General features: G+C 62.4%; 11 protein-coding genes and 1 tRNA gene. 8 read left to right on the top strand and 4 right to left on the bottom strand.

Going from position 1 to position 16817, the window contains the following annotated elements; all coding sequences use genetic code 11:
- The first annotated feature begins 119 nt into the window (after window positions 1-119).
- From HFC70_RS00060 to HFC70_RS00045, 4 genes are all read left to right on the top strand, one after another.
- Entirely contained in the window at window positions 120-1214 is a 1095-nt protein-coding gene (locus tag HFC70_RS00060) for a polyamine ABC transporter substrate-binding protein (protein ID WP_168471158.1), read from the top strand.
- A 119-nt stretch (window positions 1215-1333) separates the two neighbouring features.
- Entirely contained in the window at window positions 1334-2488 is a 1155-nt protein-coding gene (locus tag HFC70_RS00055) for an ABC transporter ATP-binding protein (protein WP_168471157.1), read from the top strand.
- A gap of 12 nt (window positions 2489-2500) precedes the next feature.
- Window positions 2501-3406, top strand: coding sequence for an ABC transporter permease subunit (locus tag HFC70_RS00050; RefSeq protein WP_168471156.1), 906 nt, complete (start codon window positions 2501-2503; stop codon window positions 3404-3406).
- Between the two features lie 9 nt (window positions 3407-3415).
- Window positions 3416-4231, top strand: coding sequence for an ABC transporter permease (locus HFC70_RS00045; protein WP_168471155.1), 816 nt, complete (start codon window positions 3416-3418; stop codon window positions 4229-4231).
- 7 nt (window positions 4232-4238) lie between these two features.
- Here the strand turns inward: HFC70_RS00045 and HFC70_RS00040 are convergent, their stop codons facing one another.
- Both HFC70_RS00040 and HFC70_RS00035 read right to left on the bottom strand, forming a co-directional pair.
- Window positions 4239-4484: a DUF6460 domain-containing protein gene (locus HFC70_RS00040; protein ID WP_168471154.1), complete on the bottom strand. Its 246-nt coding sequence runs from the start codon at window positions 4482-4484 to the stop codon at window positions 4239-4241.
- A gap of 65 nt (window positions 4485-4549) precedes the next feature.
- Window positions 4550-6424: an AsmA-like C-terminal region-containing protein gene (locus HFC70_RS00035; protein WP_246735622.1), complete on the bottom strand. Its 1875-nt coding sequence runs from the start codon at window positions 6422-6424 to the stop codon at window positions 4550-4552.
- Window positions 6425-6595: 171 nt separating this feature from the next.
- Here HFC70_RS00035 and HFC70_RS00030 point away from each other — a divergent pair, with 171 nt between their 5' ends.
- A complete protein-coding gene (locus HFC70_RS00030) occupies window positions 6596-8548 on the top strand; it encodes an acetoacetate--CoA ligase (RefSeq protein WP_168471152.1) in 1953 nt (650 codons plus the stop codon).
- A 313-nt stretch (window positions 8549-8861) separates the two neighbouring features.
- On the opposite strand, the gene HFC70_RS00025 is transcribed toward HFC70_RS00030, so the two are convergent.
- Both HFC70_RS00025 and HFC70_RS00020 read right to left on the bottom strand, forming a co-directional pair.
- Complete coding sequence (locus tag HFC70_RS00025; protein WP_168471151.1) at window positions 8862-10523, bottom strand: iron ABC transporter permease; 1662 nt, start codon at window positions 10521-10523, stop codon at window positions 8862-8864.
- 137 nt (window positions 10524-10660) lie between these two features.
- Window positions 10661-14647 carry an ATP-binding protein gene (locus HFC70_RS00020; RefSeq protein ID WP_168471150.1) on the bottom strand — a complete coding sequence of 1329 codons (3987 nt, stop codon included), beginning with the start codon at window positions 14645-14647 and terminating at the stop codon, window positions 10661-10663.
- A gap of 244 nt (window positions 14648-14891) precedes the next feature.
- Between HFC70_RS00020 and HFC70_RS00015 the strand changes: the two genes are divergently transcribed.
- The 3 genes from HFC70_RS00015 to HFC70_RS00005 all read left to right on the top strand — a co-directional run bounded on the left by HFC70_RS00015 (window position 14892) and on the right by HFC70_RS00005 (window position 16540).
- The gene (locus tag HFC70_RS00015) at window positions 14892-15341 is read left to right on the top strand and encodes a phasin (protein ID WP_168471149.1); all 450 of its coding nucleotides are present in this window, start codon (window positions 14892-14894) and stop codon (window positions 15339-15341) included.
- A 136-nt stretch (window positions 15342-15477) separates the two neighbouring features.
- Window positions 15478-15554 (top strand) — tRNA-His (locus tag HFC70_RS00010).
- Between the two features lie 359 nt (window positions 15555-15913).
- Window positions 15914-16540 (top strand): hypothetical protein, encoded by a 627-nt coding sequence (locus HFC70_RS00005; RefSeq protein WP_168471148.1) that lies wholly within the window; start codon window positions 15914-15916, stop codon window positions 16538-16540.
- The last annotated feature ends 277 nt before the right edge of the window (window positions 16541-16817 follow it).

Raw genomic sequence — 16817 nt, 5'->3', positions numbered from 1 at the left:
CTGTATGAACATACAGTATTTTCTCCTTGTCGCGCCCGCGTTTCCTTTCTAGTCTGAGAAAAAACAAAGGGAATAGTGAGCGGGCGCCAACGTCCTTCACCTTAAGAACAGGAGATAGTATGAAGTCCAATTTGATCCGTTTGGCCTCCGTCGCGTTAGCGACCATCTTCATGGCATCGGCCGCAAAGGCCGATGGCGTTGTCAACGTCTACAACTGGTCGGACTATATCGACGAGTCGATCCTGGAGGATTTCACCAAGGAAACCGGCATCAAGGTCGTCTACGACGTCTTCGACAGCAACGAATTGCTGGAAACCAAACTGCTGGCCGGCGGCTCCGGTTATGATGTCGTGGTGCCGACCGGTCCGTTTCTGGCGCGCCAGATCCAGGCCGGCGTGTTCCAGAAGCTCGACAAGTCCAAGCTGCCGAACCTGTCCAACATGTGGCCGGATATCATGGCGCGGCTGGCGAAATACGATCCGGGCAATGAATATGCCGTCAACTATATGTGGGGCACCACCGGCATCGGCTACAATGTCGCCAAGGTGAAGGCTGCTCTCGGCGATATGCCGATCGACAGCTGGGACGTGCTGTTCAAGCCGGAAAACGCCGAAAAGCTCAAAGGTTGCGGCGTCAACATTCTGGACGCCTCCGACGAAACCTTTGCCATCGCCATGAACTATATCGGCAAGGATCCCGACAGCAAGGCGACCGCCGATCTGGAAGCCGGCGGCGAGGTCTATTCGAAGATCCGTCCGTCCGTGAAAACCTTCAATTCCTCGTCCTATATCGACGATCTGGCCAATGGCGACACCTGCATCACGCTCGGCTGGTCCGGCGATATCCTGCAGGCCAAGGCCCGTGCCGAGGAAGCCAAGAACGGCGTCGAGATCAATTACGTGATCCCGAAGGAAGGCACCTATATGTGGTTCGACAACCTGGCCATCCCGGCGGATGCCAAGAATGTCACAGAGGCCCATGCCTTCATCAATTACCTGATGAAGCCGGAAGTGATCGCCAAGGCATCGAACTATGTTCAATATGCCAACGGCAACCTGGCGGCCCAGCCACTGCTCGACAAGGAAGTCTTTGAAAACCCGTCGGTCTATCCGGATGCGGAAACGGTCAAGAAGCTCTTCACCATCTCGCCCTATGGCCCGAAAGAACAGCGCGTTCTGAACCGGGTCTGGACGCAGATCAAGACCGGCAGCTGATCGATACGAACGAGCGGGGCACAGGGTGCCCCGCTTTCATTTTGGGCGTGCCTCATCGGGGAGGGGTTGCACGTTCCGCACGCATGACAATCATAAATCGGGGATAAGGGTGTTTCGGCATGGCGAAGTCTTTGGGGCCGGTAAAGCGTAAATTCAGTCCGTGGACAGATCCGGCCGCCGTGCCGTTCATCCGGTTTGAAAATGTCACCAAGCGTTTCGGCAATTTCACCGCCGTCGCCAATCTCACTCTCGATATCTACGAGCGCGAATTCTTCTCGCTGCTGGGGCCGTCGGGCTGCGGCAAGACCACGCTGATGCGCATGCTGGCCGGCTTCGAGGATCCGACCGAAGGCCGCATCCTGCTGCAGGGCAAGGACATTTCCGGCGTGCCGCCCTACAAGCGGCCGACCAACATGATGTTCCAGTCCTATGCGCTCTTTCCCCATATGACGGTCGCCAAGAACATTGCCTTCGGGCTGGAACAGGACAATCTGCAGCGCGCCGAGATCGATGCCCGCGTCGAGGAAATGCTGAAGCTCGTCAAGCTTGAGGATTTCGCCAAGCGCAAGCCGAACCAGCTGTCGGGCGGCCAGCGCCAGCGAGTCGCTTTGGCCCGGTCCCTGGCCAAGAAGCCGAAGGTCCTGCTGCTCGACGAACCGCTCGGCGCGCTCGACCGCAAGCTGCGCGAGGAAACCCAGTTCGAACTGATGGACATCCAGACCAAGCTTGGCCTCACCTTCCTGATCGTCACCCATGACCAGGAAGAAGCCATGACCGTCTCCGATCGCATCGCAGTCATGGACAAGGGCGAGATCGTCCAGGTGGCAACGCCGGCCGAAATCTACGAGGCGCCGAATTGCCGTTATGTTGCGGATTTCATCGGGGACATCAATATCGTCGAGGGGCACTTCGAAGCCGAGACACCCGGCGGCCATCAGGGTATGGCGCTGGTCACCTGCGACGGCTTCAAGGTTGCCGTCGACCAGGTCTGCGATGTCCCGGCCGGCACCAATGTCGCCTTCGCCATCCGGCCCGAAAAGGTGCATATCTCCACCGAAGCGCCGGCCGATACCAGCGTCAACGCCCTGCATGGCGAAGTCTGGGATATCGGTTATCTCGGCGACTTCTCGGTCTTCATCGTCAAGCTGGACGATGGCCGGATGTTCCGCGCCGCGCAGGCCAACATCTCGCGTCTCGTCGACCGGCCGATCACCTTCGGCGACATGGTCTGGCTCACCTGGCCGGCCGATGCCGGCCTTGTCCTGACACGTTGAGGGGAGGGCATCATGGCTGAAACCGCAACTCTGCCCTCCGCCAGCCGGGCCCGCTGGCTCGTCGTCGTCATTCCCTATGTGTGGATGGTACTGTTTTTCCTGGCGCCGTTCTTCATCATCGTCAAGATCTCGCTGTCCGACACCGCCATCGCCATGCCGCCTTACACGCCCGTGCTGGAAAGCCTGTCGGCGATCGGCGCATTTTTCAGCGAGCTGGACTTCGAGAACTATGTCTTCCTGACCGAAGACCCGCTCTACATGAATGCCTATATCTCGTCGCTGCGCATCGCCTCGATTTCGACGCTGCTGCTGCTTCTGATCGGCTATCCCATTGCGCTGGCCATGGCGCGCGCCTCGGTCACCATCCGCCCGACCCTTCTGATGCTGGTGATCCTGCCGTTCTGGACCTCGTTCCTGATCCGCGTCTATGCCTGGATCGGCATTCTGAAGCCGGAGGGCCTGCTGACGCTCGCCCTGCAGACACTCGGCCTCTACGGGCCGGATGAGCAGGTGCAGATTTTCCGCACCGAGACCGCTGTCTTCATCGGCATCGTCTATTCCTACCTGCCCTTCATGGTACTGCCGCTCTATTCGGCGCTCGAAAAGCTTGACGGCAGCCTGCTGGAAGCGGCCAGCGATCTCGGCTGCCCGCCCTGGAAAGCCTTCTGGAAGGTCACCTTTCCCTTGTCGCTGCCCGGTGTCATTGCCGGCGCGATGATCTGCTTCATCCCGATCACCGGCGAATTCGTCATTCCGGATCTGCTGGGCGGCGCGGAAACCCTGATGATCGGCAAGACGCTCTGGACGGAGTTCTTCGGCAATCGCGACTGGCCGCTGGCCTCGGCCGTGGCGGTCCTGTTGCTGCTGATGCTCGTCGTGCCGATCGCCATCTTCCAGAACCAGCAGCAGAAAGTGTGAGGGCGCGCCATGAAACCCGGCAAATTCGACGCGACCGTTCTCACCCTCGGCTTCGCATTCCTCTACATCCCGATCATCATCCTGGTGATCTATTCGTTCAACGACTCCAAGCTGGTCACCGTCTGGGGCGGCTTCTCGCTGAAATGGTACAGCCAGATGTGGTCGAACGACGGCCTGATGAGCGCCGCCTGGGTTACGCTTCGGGTCGGCCTGCTCAGCGCCTCGCTCGGAACGGTTCTCGGAACGCTGACAGCACTTGCCCTGGTGCGCTTCAACAAGTTTCCCGGCCGCCTGCTGTTTTCCGGCATGGTCTATGCGCCGCTGGTCATGCCGGAAGTCATCACCGGCCTGTCGCTGCTGCTGCTCTTCGTGGCGATCGGTCTCGACCGCAGCCTGCTGACGGTCACCATTGCCCATACGACCTTCACGATGTGCTATGTGGCGATCGTCGTGCAGTCGCGCCTTTTGACCTTCGACCGCAGCCTGGAAGAGGCGGCCCTTGATCTCGGCTGCCCGCCGGTCAAGACCTTTTTCAAGATCACCCTGCCGCTGATCCTGCCCGCCGTCATCTCCGGCTGGATGCTGGCTTTCACCTTGTCGCTCGACGATCTGGTCATTGCCAGCTTCACCACGGGGCCGGGTGCCACCACCCTGCCGATCAAGATCTACAGCCAGGTGCGCCTCGGCGTGACGCCCGAGATCAACGCGGTCTGCACGATCCTCATCGCCATCGTCACGGTGGGCGTGATCATCGCCTCAATCACCACCAAGCGGCACGAATTGCAGCGCCAGCGCGACGAGCACTTTGCCGCCGCCGCTCCTTGAAAGCGCTTCAGAGATCGCGCGGCGGCGACAGGATATAGGTGAGCAGCCAGATCGGTACGACGACCAGCGAGCCCAACGCAGCCCGCGGCAGCGACCAGTCGACGGTGCGCTGCAGGCCGGCCCAGAATTCCGCCTGGGTCGCGCCGAAGAAGGCGAGGATGTTGTCGGCGGTGAAGCCGAAAAAGGTGAGGGCGGCGCCTGCCAGCAGCGACGCCAGGGCGATCTTGAAAACGGCCGTCAATATCCGAAACATCGCCCGCCTCCCCCTCGGTTGATTCGTCTACTAATATATCAAATCACCGATGAAGAGACCCGGTATTACGGGCCGTTCGCCCCGGGCAAGGTGATCGGCGAGATCACCGGGTCCGGCCAGGACCCGCCGACGAAGAAACGCAGCGATGGCGGTGCCGGTAACCCGGCAACAGGCTCGGCCGCAAGCTCGGCCGATAGTGCCAGCCCATTGGAGCTGAAGGGAATGACGCCGGTCATGCTGAGCGTCTCGGCGGCATTGCTAAGCAGCGCCCGGTCTATCTCGGCTGATCCCTCGGCAAACCGCGCCGAAAGCTCTAGCCGGTCGAAGGGTATCTCGCCATCGGCAGCTTCGCTCAGCCGGAAGAACGGCCGTTGCGCTGCCAGCTTGCGAATCTGGTCGACATCGGCGCCGCTCAAGGTGCCGGGCCCGGCGGTAAAGCTCAGTCGACCCTTGATGTCTTCGGGGCCGGTTTCCCAGATCGGCCGGTCGGTCTGCAGGGCCAGGTCCACTGAACCAAGGCCCTGCAGCAGGGGGCCTTCCAGCGCCAGCCGCCGGCCAAGGTCGCCGAGATTGGCGTCCGTCACCGATAGTTCCAGGTGGGCGCCCTGGTCGAAGCCGCTGCTGGTGCCTTCCAGATGGCCGGTCAGCCGACCCTCCTCAAACAGGCTGTCGGCGATGTCGAAGGTCATGGAATTTCCCGTCGCCAGAATGCTGGCCGCCATGTCTTCGAGTGTGAAGGGCGTCAGTGTCGCCTGATTGGCTGAGAGCGTCAGGTCCAGTTCCAGCCAGTCGAGCAACCCGGAGCTCTTCTCGGCGTCCCGGTGGGAAAGGGCGGGCAGGTCGAGCGAGAAGGCGCCAAGCAGCCCGCGGATATCAAGCGTTTCAAGCGCCAGCGTACCGCTGACTCTGGGCTTGGTCGATCGCGACGGGGACAGCACCATGATGCCCGAGGCACGGGTGTCGTTCGCCTGGAATTCCAGATCTTCAAGGCGCAGGTTTTCGCCGCTTGTCGTCAGGCGCGTTGTCACCGAAGCCGTCTTCAACACTTCGGTGCCGGGCAATTGCACACCCAGCCAGTCGAGCAGCGCCGGCATGTCGGGTGTCGAGGCATCGATTGCGCCGCTGAGGACATAGTTGGGCTGCAGGCTGGCTACGCCATCGAAGCTGGCATTGAGCGCGGCCGAGCGAAAGTCAAATCGCCCCTGGCCATTCCGGCCGCCGAGCAGCAGCAACGGCTGGCTCGAGGAAAAGTCGATCCGTGCGTCCTGGCCGGCAAGGCGAAGATCCGCCGATCCTTTCAGTTCGCCGGACAGGTACGGCCAGCCGATTACGGCCGAAATTCCGTCGACCGTGAAGCTGCGGCCGCTCGCCCGGTCGCGCAGTTCGACCACGCCGTCCTCGATCGTTACGGAACCGATGCCGGTGTCGAACGCCGCGTCGAGGGTCTGTTTGCCGCCGGCAAGCGGTTGGGCATGGCGCACGGCAGCGCTCAACAGCCCTTCGCTCGCCCAGTCGATATGGCCCTTGCCATTGCGGTCGATGAACACCCGCGGCCGGGTCAGATGGAAATCGCTGAAGACTGGCCGGCCCTTGACGGCGTCGATGATGCCGAATTCGGCCGACAACAGGTCGATCCGGCCGAGCACGACGGTGCCGTCCGGCGTCGATTTGGCGATCGTCACGAAGGGCAGCGAGATCCGCGGCTCCGGCCAGAATTGCAGTTGCGGCGTGCCGGCAATCGTCACGTCATGGCCGGTCCATTGCGCGACGGCATCTTCCATGGCGCTGCGCACCAGGCTGCTGGAAATCAGATAGGGGGCCACTGCCCGCGAGGCGACGAAGATGCAGAGACCGACCAGCAGCACGACGCCGCCACCGCGCAGCAGGCGACGCATCAGCCGGTTGCGGCGCGGATCCGGCCGCAGAAGCTTCTTCCACATGGCGCTCACGGTTCGTCTTCAACCTGCATGCCGGATCGAATGGTCCGGCCTCTGTTCCGGTCGGATATAGGAAATAGGCGCGGCTTGCAAATCTGGGCGCGACGGCTTCTTCAGAGACTTTATATTGCGCTGCGAAGTGTTATACAGGCCGGGGAAAAAGTGGAGGAAGGAATGACGAACGAAATGCCGCTCTGGGTGCCGTCGGAGGCGTTCCGCAACGCGACGCCGATGCATGCCTTTATGATGTTCTGCAGTGCCCGTGCGGGAATGGATTTCGCCGATTACGATGCGTTTCACGCCTGGTCGGTTGAGGATCGGCCGGCCTTCTGGTCGGCTGTCTGGGACTATTGCGGCGTGCGCGGGGAGAAAGGCACCACATTTCTGGAAAATGGCGATGACATGCTGGCGGCGCGGTTCTTTCCCGAGGCCCGGCTGAACTTTGCCGAAAATCTGCTGAAAAGCACTGGCCCGGGCGATGCCATGGTCTTTCGCGGCGAGGATAAGGTGAGCGACCGCTGGTCCTGGGATCGCCTTTCGGCCATGGTCTCGCGCCTACAGCAGGCCTATCGCACGCTCGGCATCGGGCAAGGCGACCGTATCGCGGCGATGATGCCGAACATGCCGGAAACCGTGGCGGCCATGCTGGCGGCCAGCGCCATCGGCGCGATCTGGTCATCCTGCTCGCCCGATTTCGGCGAACAGGGCGTGCTCGACCGTTTCGGCCAGATCGGTCCGAAATTGTTCATCTGCTGTGACGGCTATTGGTACAATGGCAAGAAGCAGGACGTTGCGGACAAGGTTCAGGCTGTGGCCGTCAAGCTCGGCGTGCCGGTTCTGGTCATTCCCTATGCGGGCGACGCCGAGGCGCTGGCCAAGGCCCTGCCGGATGGCAAGACGCTGGAGGCCTTCGTGGCGCCGTTTACGGCAAAGTCCATCGACTATGTGGCGCTTCCCTTCTCCCATCCGCTCTACATTCTGTTCTCGTCGGGCACGACAGGCGTGCCCAAATGCATCGTCCACTCGGCCGGCGGCACATTGCTGCAGCATCTGAAGGAGCAGCGTTTCCACTGCGGTCTGGTCGAGGGGGAAAAGCTATTCTACTTCACCACCTGCGGCTGGATGATGTGGAACTGGCTGGTCTCAGGCCTAGCCTGTGGGGCCACGCTGTGCCTTTACGATGGCTCGCCCTTCTATCCCGACGGCAATGTACTGTTCGACTACGCGGCCGACGAGAAGTTCGCGGTGTTCGGCACCTCGGCCAAATATATCGACGCGGTACGCAAGGGCGGCCTGACGCCGAAGACCACCCACGACCTCTCAAGCCTGCGCCTGATGACGTCGACCGGATCGCCACTGTCGCCGGAGGGCTTTTCCTTCGTCTACGACGGCATCAAATCCGATGTGCATCTGGCGTCGATTTCGGGTGGCACGGATATCGTCTCGTGCTTCGTTCTCGGCAATCCGCTGAAACCCGTCTGGCGCGGCGAGATCCAGGGGCCGGGCCTTGGTCTCGCCATGGATGTCTGGGACGACGAGGGCAGGCCGGTGCGCGGCGAAAAGGGCGAACTGGTCTGCACCAAGGCGTTTCCGTCCATGCCGGTGATGTTCTGGAACGATCCGGACGGCCAGAAATACCGCGCCGCCTATTTTGAGCGTTTCGACAATATCTGGTGTCACGGCGATTTTGCCGAATGGACCGCGCATGGCGGCCTGATCATCCATGGGCGCTCGGATGCGACGCTGAACCCGGGCGGGGTACGCATCGGCACGGCGGAGATCTACAATCAGGTCGAGCAGATGGCGGAAGTGGCAGAAGCGCTTTGCATCGGTCAGGACTTCGACGACGACGTTCGTGTCGTGCTGTTCGTGCGGCTGGCGGGCGGCGTCAGCCTCACCGACGATCTGGTCAAGGCGATCAAGACCCGTATCCGCCTCGGCTGCACGCCGCGCCATGTGCCGGCCAAGGTGATCGCCGTTGCCGACATTCCGCGCACCAAGTCCGGCAAGATCGTCGAACTGGCGGTGCGCGACGTGGTGCACGGCCGGCCGGTGAAGAACAAGGAGGCGCTGGCCAATCCGGAGGCGCTCGATCTGTTTGCCGATCTGGCTGAGCTCAGGAGCTGAAAACGCCGCTTTACCGGGCGGCAGGGGAGGAAATGGCGACTAACCTTTCCATTGTTAGAAAGATGGGCGGCCGGTAACCTTCTCTTAAATGTCTTTTGGCAAGACTGTGCCAACTTGGAGGCACAGGATGAACCTGTGGCGTGGAACCGTCCGGCTCCCGAACACATGATGTTGATCGGCTCGAACTCCAGTTGAACAGCATTCCACTTTCAGGGCAGCCTCGGCTGCCCTTTTTCTTTGGGCAAGCGGATGCAAGCATGTCGCCCGAAAGTGGGCACCGGTTTCGGGACAGCGACATGCGACAAAAAGAGGATCAGCGACGCGCGTCGAGCGAGCGCGACACCAGGATCACGGGAATGAGACCGGCCGCAATGATGATGATGGCGGCCACCGACGCATCCTGGACCTTGGACCGCGACGCATCCTCATAAACCAGCGTCGCCAGCGTGTTGAAGTTGAACGGCCGCAACAGGATGGTCGCCGACAGTTCCTTCAAGGTCTCGATGAAGACAAGCAGGGCGGCGGTCAGCACGGCCGGACGCATGTTCGGCAGAAGCACGCTGCGCAGCGTCTGGAAACCGGTGCGCCCGAGCGTGCGCGAGGCCATGTCGAGATGCGGCGAGAGCTTCTGGAAGCCGGCATCGATCGTGCCTTCGGCCATGGTCATGAACCGCACCGTCGAAGCATAGACGATGGCAAAGCCGGTGCCGGAGAGCAGCAGGCCCGTCGAGATGCCGAGCGAGGAACGGAACCAGCCGTCAATGGCATTGTCGATGCCGGCAAGCGGGATCAGCACGCCGATGCCTAGCACGGTGCCCGGTATGCCATAGCCGAGCGACGACAGCCGGCTGGCGGCGCCGGCAAGGTTCGAGCGTTCGGCGCGCGCTGCATAGGCCAGCACGAAGGCACAGAGAACGGCGAGCAGGGCGGCTGATGCCGATACCGCGACGCTGTGCCAGAGGGCGCGCACCAGCCGTGGTTCGAGAAACTGGTCGAGCCGCCTGAGCGCAAAGCCGGCCAGCACGATCACCGGCACGGCAAAGCCGATGATGACGGGCAGGGCACAGAAGGCCGTTGCGGCCAGCCGTCGCCAGCCGGTTAGCGACAGGCGCAACGCATCGCCGACCGATGCCGTGGTCTTCTGGTTGGCAAAACGCTGGCGCCGCCGCGCCGCGCGCTCGATCAGCAGCAGGCCGACGACGAAGAACAGCATGACGCAGGCGATCTGTGCCGCACCCGACAGGCTGCCGCGGTTGAGCCACGTATCGTAGATCGAGAAGGTCAGGGTATTGACCCCCAGATATTCCACCGCACCGATATCGTTCAGCGCTTCCATCATCACCAGCGTCAGGCCGACCATGATGGCCGGCCGGGCCATCGGGATCTGCACCCGGAAAAACACCCGGAGCGGCCCGGCGCCCAGCGTGCGCGCCACGTCGGCGGCCGTGCGGCCCTGCATCAGGAACATCGAACGACAGGCGAGATAGACATAAGGATAGAGAACGGCACTCATCACCAGGACCGCGCCACCCAGCGAGCGGATCTCCGGGAAGGAATATTGCCGGACGCTGGTAAAGCCGAACAGCTGGCGATAGGCGGTCTGCACCGGGCCGGTATAGTCGAAGAATTCGCCGAAGGCATAGGCGGCCAGATAGGACGGAATGGCCAGCGGTAGCACCAGGGCGGAGGAAAAGAACCGCCGCAGCGGAAAATCGCAGGCGGCGATCAGCCAGGCCGAGGCGATGCCGAAAAAGGCGGTCACCGTGCCGGTCAGCAGCAGCAGCAGCAGGGTGGGGCCGGTGGCGCGCGGCACGACATTGAGGATCACATGGCGCCCGCTCTCGGTGTCGCCGGACAGCGCAATCCACAGGATCGCGAAGATCGGCATGGCCACCACGGCCGAAACCAGAACCGAAGACAGCGTCAGCCAGCTCAAGCGCTGCCGGAAAACACCGCGACCGGAGCGGATGGTCATAGGACCTGTTTCCTGCAAATGCCCAGTCTCCTGCAAATCCCTTGCCCTTCAAGTAACGGCGACGAACCGATGTCTAGACCAAACGCCGGCGCAAGGGAACGGGCCAGAGCCGGCACAAGGCCGGTTCGCCCGCCATCTTAGTTGGCAAGCACGCGCGGCGAGGGGAAGGTGACTTCGACCAGCGTTCCCTCGTTGGGAGAGGAATGGATGGCGAAGGTGGCACGGTTGGCATCGACCATGGCCTTGGTGAGCGGCAGGCCAAGCCCGGTGCCTTCGCCACGAATGCGCGGTCCGGTCGAGACCTGCCGGAACGGCTTCATCGCTTGTTCCAACTCGCTGCGCGACATGCCGACACCGGTGTCGCGGATGCGCAGCACCACGCTGCCGTTCGCCTCATAGGCGGTCGAGACGATGATCTGCCCGCCCGACGGCGTGAAGCGGATGGCATTGGCGAGGATGTTGAGCACGATCTGCTTGACCGAGCGCAGGTCCGCCACGACATTCGGCACCGCTTGCGATAGCGCCGTGCGGATGATCACCCGCTGGCCATTGGCTTGCGGCTGGACGATCGACACCGCTTCTGACACCGTCTCATTCAGGCCGACGGCGACGAAATCCAGCTCCATCTCGCCCGCCTCGATCTTGGAGATGTCGAGCAGGTCGTTGACGATGTCGAGCACATGCCGGCCGGAGCGGCCGATATCGTTGGAATATTCCACATAGCGCGGATGGCCGATCGGTCCGAAGCGTTCGCCGGCCATGATGTCGGCAAAACCGATGATGGCATTCAGCGGCGTGCGGATCTCGTGGCTGACGCGGGCGAGGAAGTCGCTCTTGTGGGCATTCGCCGTCTCGGCGGCCCGCTTGGCGTTGCGCAATTCCTCTTCGGTGCGCTTCCACTGGGTGATGTCGCGGATCACGGCGCAATAGCCGTTCGACGAGGTCAACTGGCCGATCGTCATGAAGATCGGCAGGAAACCGCCGGAGGCCTCGCGGCCGATCACTTCGCGGCCGTCGTTCAGCACGCTGGCGACGCCATGGCCGGCAAGGCCGCTCAGATAATCGAGGATCGCCTTCTGGCTCTCATGGGCAAACAGCATGACGAAGGGTTTGCCGCGCGTCTCCTCGTCGTCATAGTTGAACAGCGCGCTGGCCGCCCGGTTCATCGACCGGATGTCACCGTCGGCGCCGAGAATGACCACGCCATCGGTGGCCGTTTCGAGGATGGCGCGCAGTTCCTCTGCCTCGACCTGCAGCCGCGCCAGTTGCTCGGCCTCGGCGTGCGCACGTTGCTCGACCTGCTTTGCGGCAGCTGGCATCGGCAAGGCCTCGTCGCGCACCGAGACCGGAACAAGCGCCAGAAGCAGCGCCGAGGACTGTTCCCAGCGGATCGATTGCAGCCGGGCCGAAACGGGCACGAGTTCGTCATCGGCGCGCACCACGACCAGGCTACCGGCCTGTTCGGCGGCATCCTTGAGATCGTCACGCTGCAGCAGCGCGTCGAGCCCTCCGGCCTCGTCCAGCGCTTCGATACTGTCATAACCGGTCAGGCCGAGGAATTCGGGATTGCCGTGGATCAGCCGGTCGCCCAGATGCACCAGCAGCGGAACCGGCATCATGTCGAGGATATCGGCGGTGAGCGCAATCTCGCGCTTGGCCCGCGGCAGGGACACCACTTCGCCATGCGCATCGGCGAAGGGTTCGGCATCGGTCGTAGTCTCCGGATGCGCATCGTCCGGTTCGGGGCGCTCGTCCAGCACGGCGACGGCCGTATCGTTCTCGTCAAAGCTGGCCTGCTCGGCGGCTCCGACGGCCGGAGCCGCTGCGCCGTCATTGTCGTTTCCGGCTTCTAACAGAATTTCGTCTTCGTCGTCATCGTCGTCGATGGGCGGCACGTCATTGCCAAGACCGCTCAGGCCATGAGGATCGAGCTTGCGGGCGATCTCGCGGAACGCCGCCTGTTCGCCGGGCGTCAGGCCTTCCTTCGGCTTGAAGCGGCGCTCCTCGAGCTGGATGACCTTGTCGGAGGAGCGGCGGCTCGGCGTCTCGACGATCTGCAGGGCCGGCGGTTCGTACGCAGCCACGAAAGGAGCCCGCGGGGATTCTTCGGCGTCGAACAGGTCCGGCTCGTCGTCCTCGGGGATTTCATGATCCCCGGCCGTCTCGTCGTCCGCGATCACTTCATCGGCGGCGGTCAGGTCGGCCTCGGCACCCGGCTCGGCCTCCTCCAAGGCGTCCGCGCCGTCATCCTCGATCGTCGGCAACGGCCCCTCGTGGACGTCAACGGCCGGCGTTTCGCTATCCACCACGGGCTCGCCGGCGTCTTCCGTTGCCGCCGCCTCGAGAGCGGCGCTGCCTGTCTCGCCGGGCACGAAGGTCAGGCCGACGGCGTCGGGATCGTCGATCACATCGGCGACGCGCACGATGCCGAAGCCGCGGAAACCGTCGAAATCGCGGTCGCGGGTATAGGTCGGCAGAGCTGCCAGATCGACCGGCACCATCAGCGCCGTGCCTTCGATCGGCCAGTAGATGGTCTTGCCCGACCAGGTGTCGCGCTTCTTCAGCAGTTCGGCAATCTTGCCGTCCGGATCGAGATTGAACAGGGCGGCGAGATCGCCGAAGGCCTGGCCGTTGATGTCGGCGGCGCGTGGCCCCACCGTCTGGGCAAATTCACTCGACACTTCGCTGAAACGCCCCGCCGCATCGATCTTCCAGACAAAGCGGGCGGCCCGCGAGCCGGGCACGAAGCGGAAGGCGCCGCCGTCCGTGTCGGCGGCCGTCTCGACGACAACCGGATCGGTCTCCTGGACAAAGGCCACAGCGTCCGGCAGCTCTTCCGAATTGCCCTCGGCCTCATCGCTTCCGCCATCATCGCCGGACACCTCGTCCGTGGCTTCAACCGGCTCGATGTAGTCCATCGCTTCGGCGGCGGGCAACGCGTCCGCCGGGTCGCTTTCAGTCACGGCTCCGCTTTCGGGCGCTTCCGGTTCGGCAGAGACAGCCGCGTCAACCGGGACCTCTTCCGCAATCGCTGACGGCACGTCGTCGTTGGGCAGATTGTCGTCCGTCCTGTCTTCGGCAAGCGCAGCACCGTCTTCGGTCGCGATCTGCTCGTCCACCGTGACAGTCGTCTGCTCGTCGTCGTCCAAAAACTCTTCCGGCGCCTGCTCGATATCCTCAATCCCGCCGATCGCCTGCATCACATCGGTGAAATCGGGCGTCGTATCGGTGAGGGCGGGCTCGGCCGCAGCCGGTTCCTCCACAGGCGTTTCGGTCGTCGTGTCAGGCGCGGCCTCGATGGCGGACACCGGCGCAACCGTCTCCATGATAACCGGCGCTGCCACGGGCAGCACGTCTGCCGCAGGAGCCGGCTCATCCGCCACAACGGCTGCTACCGGCTCGTCGTCGCTCACGTTGCCGTCGGTCCGCTCGAAGCCCTCGGTCGGATCCATGGTGCCGAGGATCGTTTCCACGGCAAATAGCAGATGCAAAGCCGGCGTATCGGCCACCTTGCCGATTGCCGCCGGCAGATAGCCGCGCCCGGTCGGGATCGGCCGCTTGAGAATACGCTCCGGCGTGCTGCCGACCAGGTTGACCAGCGTCTTGGCGGTATGGGCGGTAATGCCGAGCTGATGGAAATGCGCCGATGCGGCGATCACCTCGCCCTCGCCGCCCAGCATCGCCATATGGGTGTCGGGATCGTCGAAGCCGGTCAGCATCAGCTGGGCGCAATCCTTTGGCGTCTTGGACTGGCCGGGCAGGGCGATCGAGAACAGCACCACGGGCTCGCCCGGCCGGATCTCGATCAGCTCGACATGGGCCTGCACGGGAATGCGCTGGAAGCCGGAGGCGACGCGCACCAGCAGGCTGCGGCTGTCGCCGAGCTTGGCCAGCTGATGCACGGTGGTTTCCAGCTGGCGGAAGGTGACGTCCGTCGGGGTCGGCCCCTGTTCCAGGAAATCATAGATCGACGCGCTGCCGAAAAAGCCGGCGCCGGCACCGTTTGCCCACAGCACCTGGCGCAGATCGGCCGAAAACAGCGCCAGCGCTTCACCACGCGCAAAGCGGTCCCGCACACGTCGGTGAACGGCAATGTCGATGAACGGGTATTGGACTGCGGGCATAGCATACCTGTCGAGCCGATCGCCGGCTTTTGCACATATTAACAGATTTTTAATAACTTCGCACAGCCCTTGGGTCCAGCTTACCCAGCGGGATTTGACAAACAGAGTTAATACGCAAGTCGATGAGACTATGGTGCAACGCACAAAGATATTGCAATGCAACATGAGCGATGCTATATAAGACTTATCCAATCAATGAGGTGCCTCTGGCGAGGACCCGTGACGAACCCAAGGAGCGCATGACATGGCTACCACCAAGACCAAGGACGTATTCTCGATCTCCTCTTTTGATCCGTCGAAGCTGTCGGAAGGCTTCCGCGACTTCGCCGAAAAGGGCGCCGCCCAGTCGAAGGAAGCTTATGCCAAGATGAAGACCGCTGCCGAAGAAGCCACCAAGACGGTGGAAACCACCATGCAGACCGCCCAGGCCGGCACTGTCGAACTCGGCCTCAAGGCCATCGACGCCCTGCGCACCAATGCCGAAATGTCCCTGTCGCACATGGAAGCGCTGCTTGGCGTCAAGTCCATTGCCGAACTGGTCGAACTGCAGACCTCCTTCATCCGCAAGCAGGCCGAAGTCACCATCGAGCAGGCCAAGTCCATGCAGGAAGCCGCCAAGAAGGTCGCCGAAACCGTGACCAAGCCGGCCAAGGAAGCCACCGAAAAGGCGATCTCGACCCTCAAGGTCGCCTGATCCGCCAACAATGCCAGAAATGCCAAGGCCGGGACGCCAATGTCCCGGCCTTTTGTTTTGCCGGCGCAGAAAGTGCTTGAAAAAAGCAGCGACTGCCCGTATGTGACCCCTGCAAGCGCGGTTAGCGCCTGCATGTGCGGTTGTAGCTCAGTTGGTTAGAGCGCAGGTTTGTGGCACCTGAGGTCGGAGGTTCGAGACCCCCCAACCGTACCATTTTTTCCTCCTTCGCCAGTCCCGGATATTTAGTATGTTATGAAATCCATGACATTTTCGCTGTGTTGACAACGCGGAACGGGAGTGGAACGGTCGCGATAACGGCGGTTCGAGAGGGTCGTCAAATCGCCGATCTACAACAGCGAGTAACCCCGATTCCTGGCAGCGCACGGCACCGAGGCCATCATGCACGAGCGGCCTTCCTCGCATTGCCGGGGGCCGTGGCGCTCTGCCTTGAGCTATTGCCATCACCCCATTATCCTGCCTGACAACATGCCATCGCGAAATAGCCTGCCGAGAAGCACATCGACACTTCGTGTATTTTCAGCCAGAAATAGGCGGGCATTGGAGGGTGCGACATGTGGCCGTTTGCAAAGAAGAAAGTTCGGGAGGCTGCGCTGACGAAACCGAAGCCGTGCGCCACGCCGCTGCCGCTCGCCGCCGTCCCGCTTCCCGCCGAGATTAAGCGCCAGGCAGTCAGAGAGGCTATATCCGCTCTTGGTCTCCTCAAACCCGAGGCCGAGGATACCATCGTCGGATTCCTTGCCGACGAAATGGAAACTCACCCCAGGCAGACGCTGACCGAGTACCGCAAAGGCGGCGAGCAGTTGTCGAAGGAAGAGAAGAAGACGCTGGGCCTGCGGTCGAATGCTTTCCTAAGTCGAAGGGCGTACGATGACCTGACGGAGGCGGGCCTAGAAGTCCCGCTCAAGGCTCACGAGACCGTACTGCTGCGCTCCACCTTTACATTCCAGCGCTATCGGTCACTCCAGTCGATAAAGGCATCAGGCCTGGTCGGCGACAAGGTCTTCAAGGGCATGCGGTACGACGTGCTAAACATGTCTTGCCCTGTGTGTGGGCCGCTTGACGGCGTGACGATAACGCTCGACGAGGCGACGATCTTTCCGTTTGAAGGCTGCACTTGTCACACGGCAAACTGGGGTTATCGCCCGAGTGTCGATTTCTTGGCCGCATGGAACAACTAGAATGGTCGGGATCGAGTTCTGCGGAACAAACATACTGCATGAAACGAAGTCCTCCGTGCCTGAGAGGGTGCGCAGAAAAATGTGGGTATCGCAAGAAATCCAAGCCGGGCCTTTTCCCTGAAAAACCGCCAACCCCACCCACCCGTCATCCTCGGGCTTGACCCGAGGATGACGGGTGGGTGGGGTGGCGCCCCGCCGATAGCGGGTGCCTCCGCCTCCAGCAGCGCATCCCGCCTGTAGCCAACGCCTACAGCCGCCACCCCCCCGCAAACAAAAC

The organism is Agrobacterium sp. a22-2, assembly GCF_012276985.1.
GTDB lineage: Bacteria > Pseudomonadota > Alphaproteobacteria > Rhizobiales > Rhizobiaceae > Allorhizobium.
This window is presented reverse-complemented; position numbering and strand designations above follow the sequence as displayed.

Bases quoted from the DNA above. Each gene is read 5' to 3' on its own strand.
- HFC70_RS00015 (WP_168471149.1), top strand. From the start codon at position 14,892: ATGGCTACCACCAAGACCAAGGACGTATTCTCGATCTCCTCTTTTGAT.
- HFC70_RS00035 (WP_246735622.1), bottom strand. From the start codon at position 6,424: ATGTGGAAGAAGCTTCTGCGGCCGGATCCGCGCCGCAACCGGCTGATG.
- HFC70_RS00005 (WP_168471148.1), top strand. From the start codon at position 15,914: ATGTGGCCGTTTGCAAAGAAGAAAGTTCGGGAGGCTGCGCTGACGAAA.
- HFC70_RS00025 (WP_168471151.1), bottom strand. From the start codon at position 10,523: ATGACCATCCGCTCCGGTCGCGGTGTTTTCCGGCAGCGCTTGAGCTGG.
- HFC70_RS00040 (WP_168471154.1), bottom strand. From the start codon at position 4,484: ATGTTTCGGATATTGACGGCCGTTTTCAAGATCGCCCTGGCGTCGCTG.
- HFC70_RS00050 (WP_168471156.1), top strand. From the start codon at position 2,501: ATGGCTGAAACCGCAACTCTGCCCTCCGCCAGCCGGGCCCGCTGGCTC.
- HFC70_RS00020 (WP_168471150.1), bottom strand. From the start codon at position 14,647: ATGCCCGCAGTCCAATACCCGTTCATCGACATTGCCGTTCACCGACGT.
- HFC70_RS00060 (WP_168471158.1), top strand. From the start codon at position 120: ATGAAGTCCAATTTGATCCGTTTGGCCTCCGTCGCGTTAGCGACCATC.
- HFC70_RS00030 (WP_168471152.1), top strand. From the start codon at position 6,596: ATGACGAACGAAATGCCGCTCTGGGTGCCGTCGGAGGCGTTCCGCAAC.
- HFC70_RS00055 (WP_168471157.1), top strand. From the start codon at position 1,334: ATGGCGAAGTCTTTGGGGCCGGTAAAGCGTAAATTCAGTCCGTGGACA.
- HFC70_RS00045 (WP_168471155.1), top strand. From the start codon at position 3,416: ATGAAACCCGGCAAATTCGACGCGACCGTTCTCACCCTCGGCTTCGCA.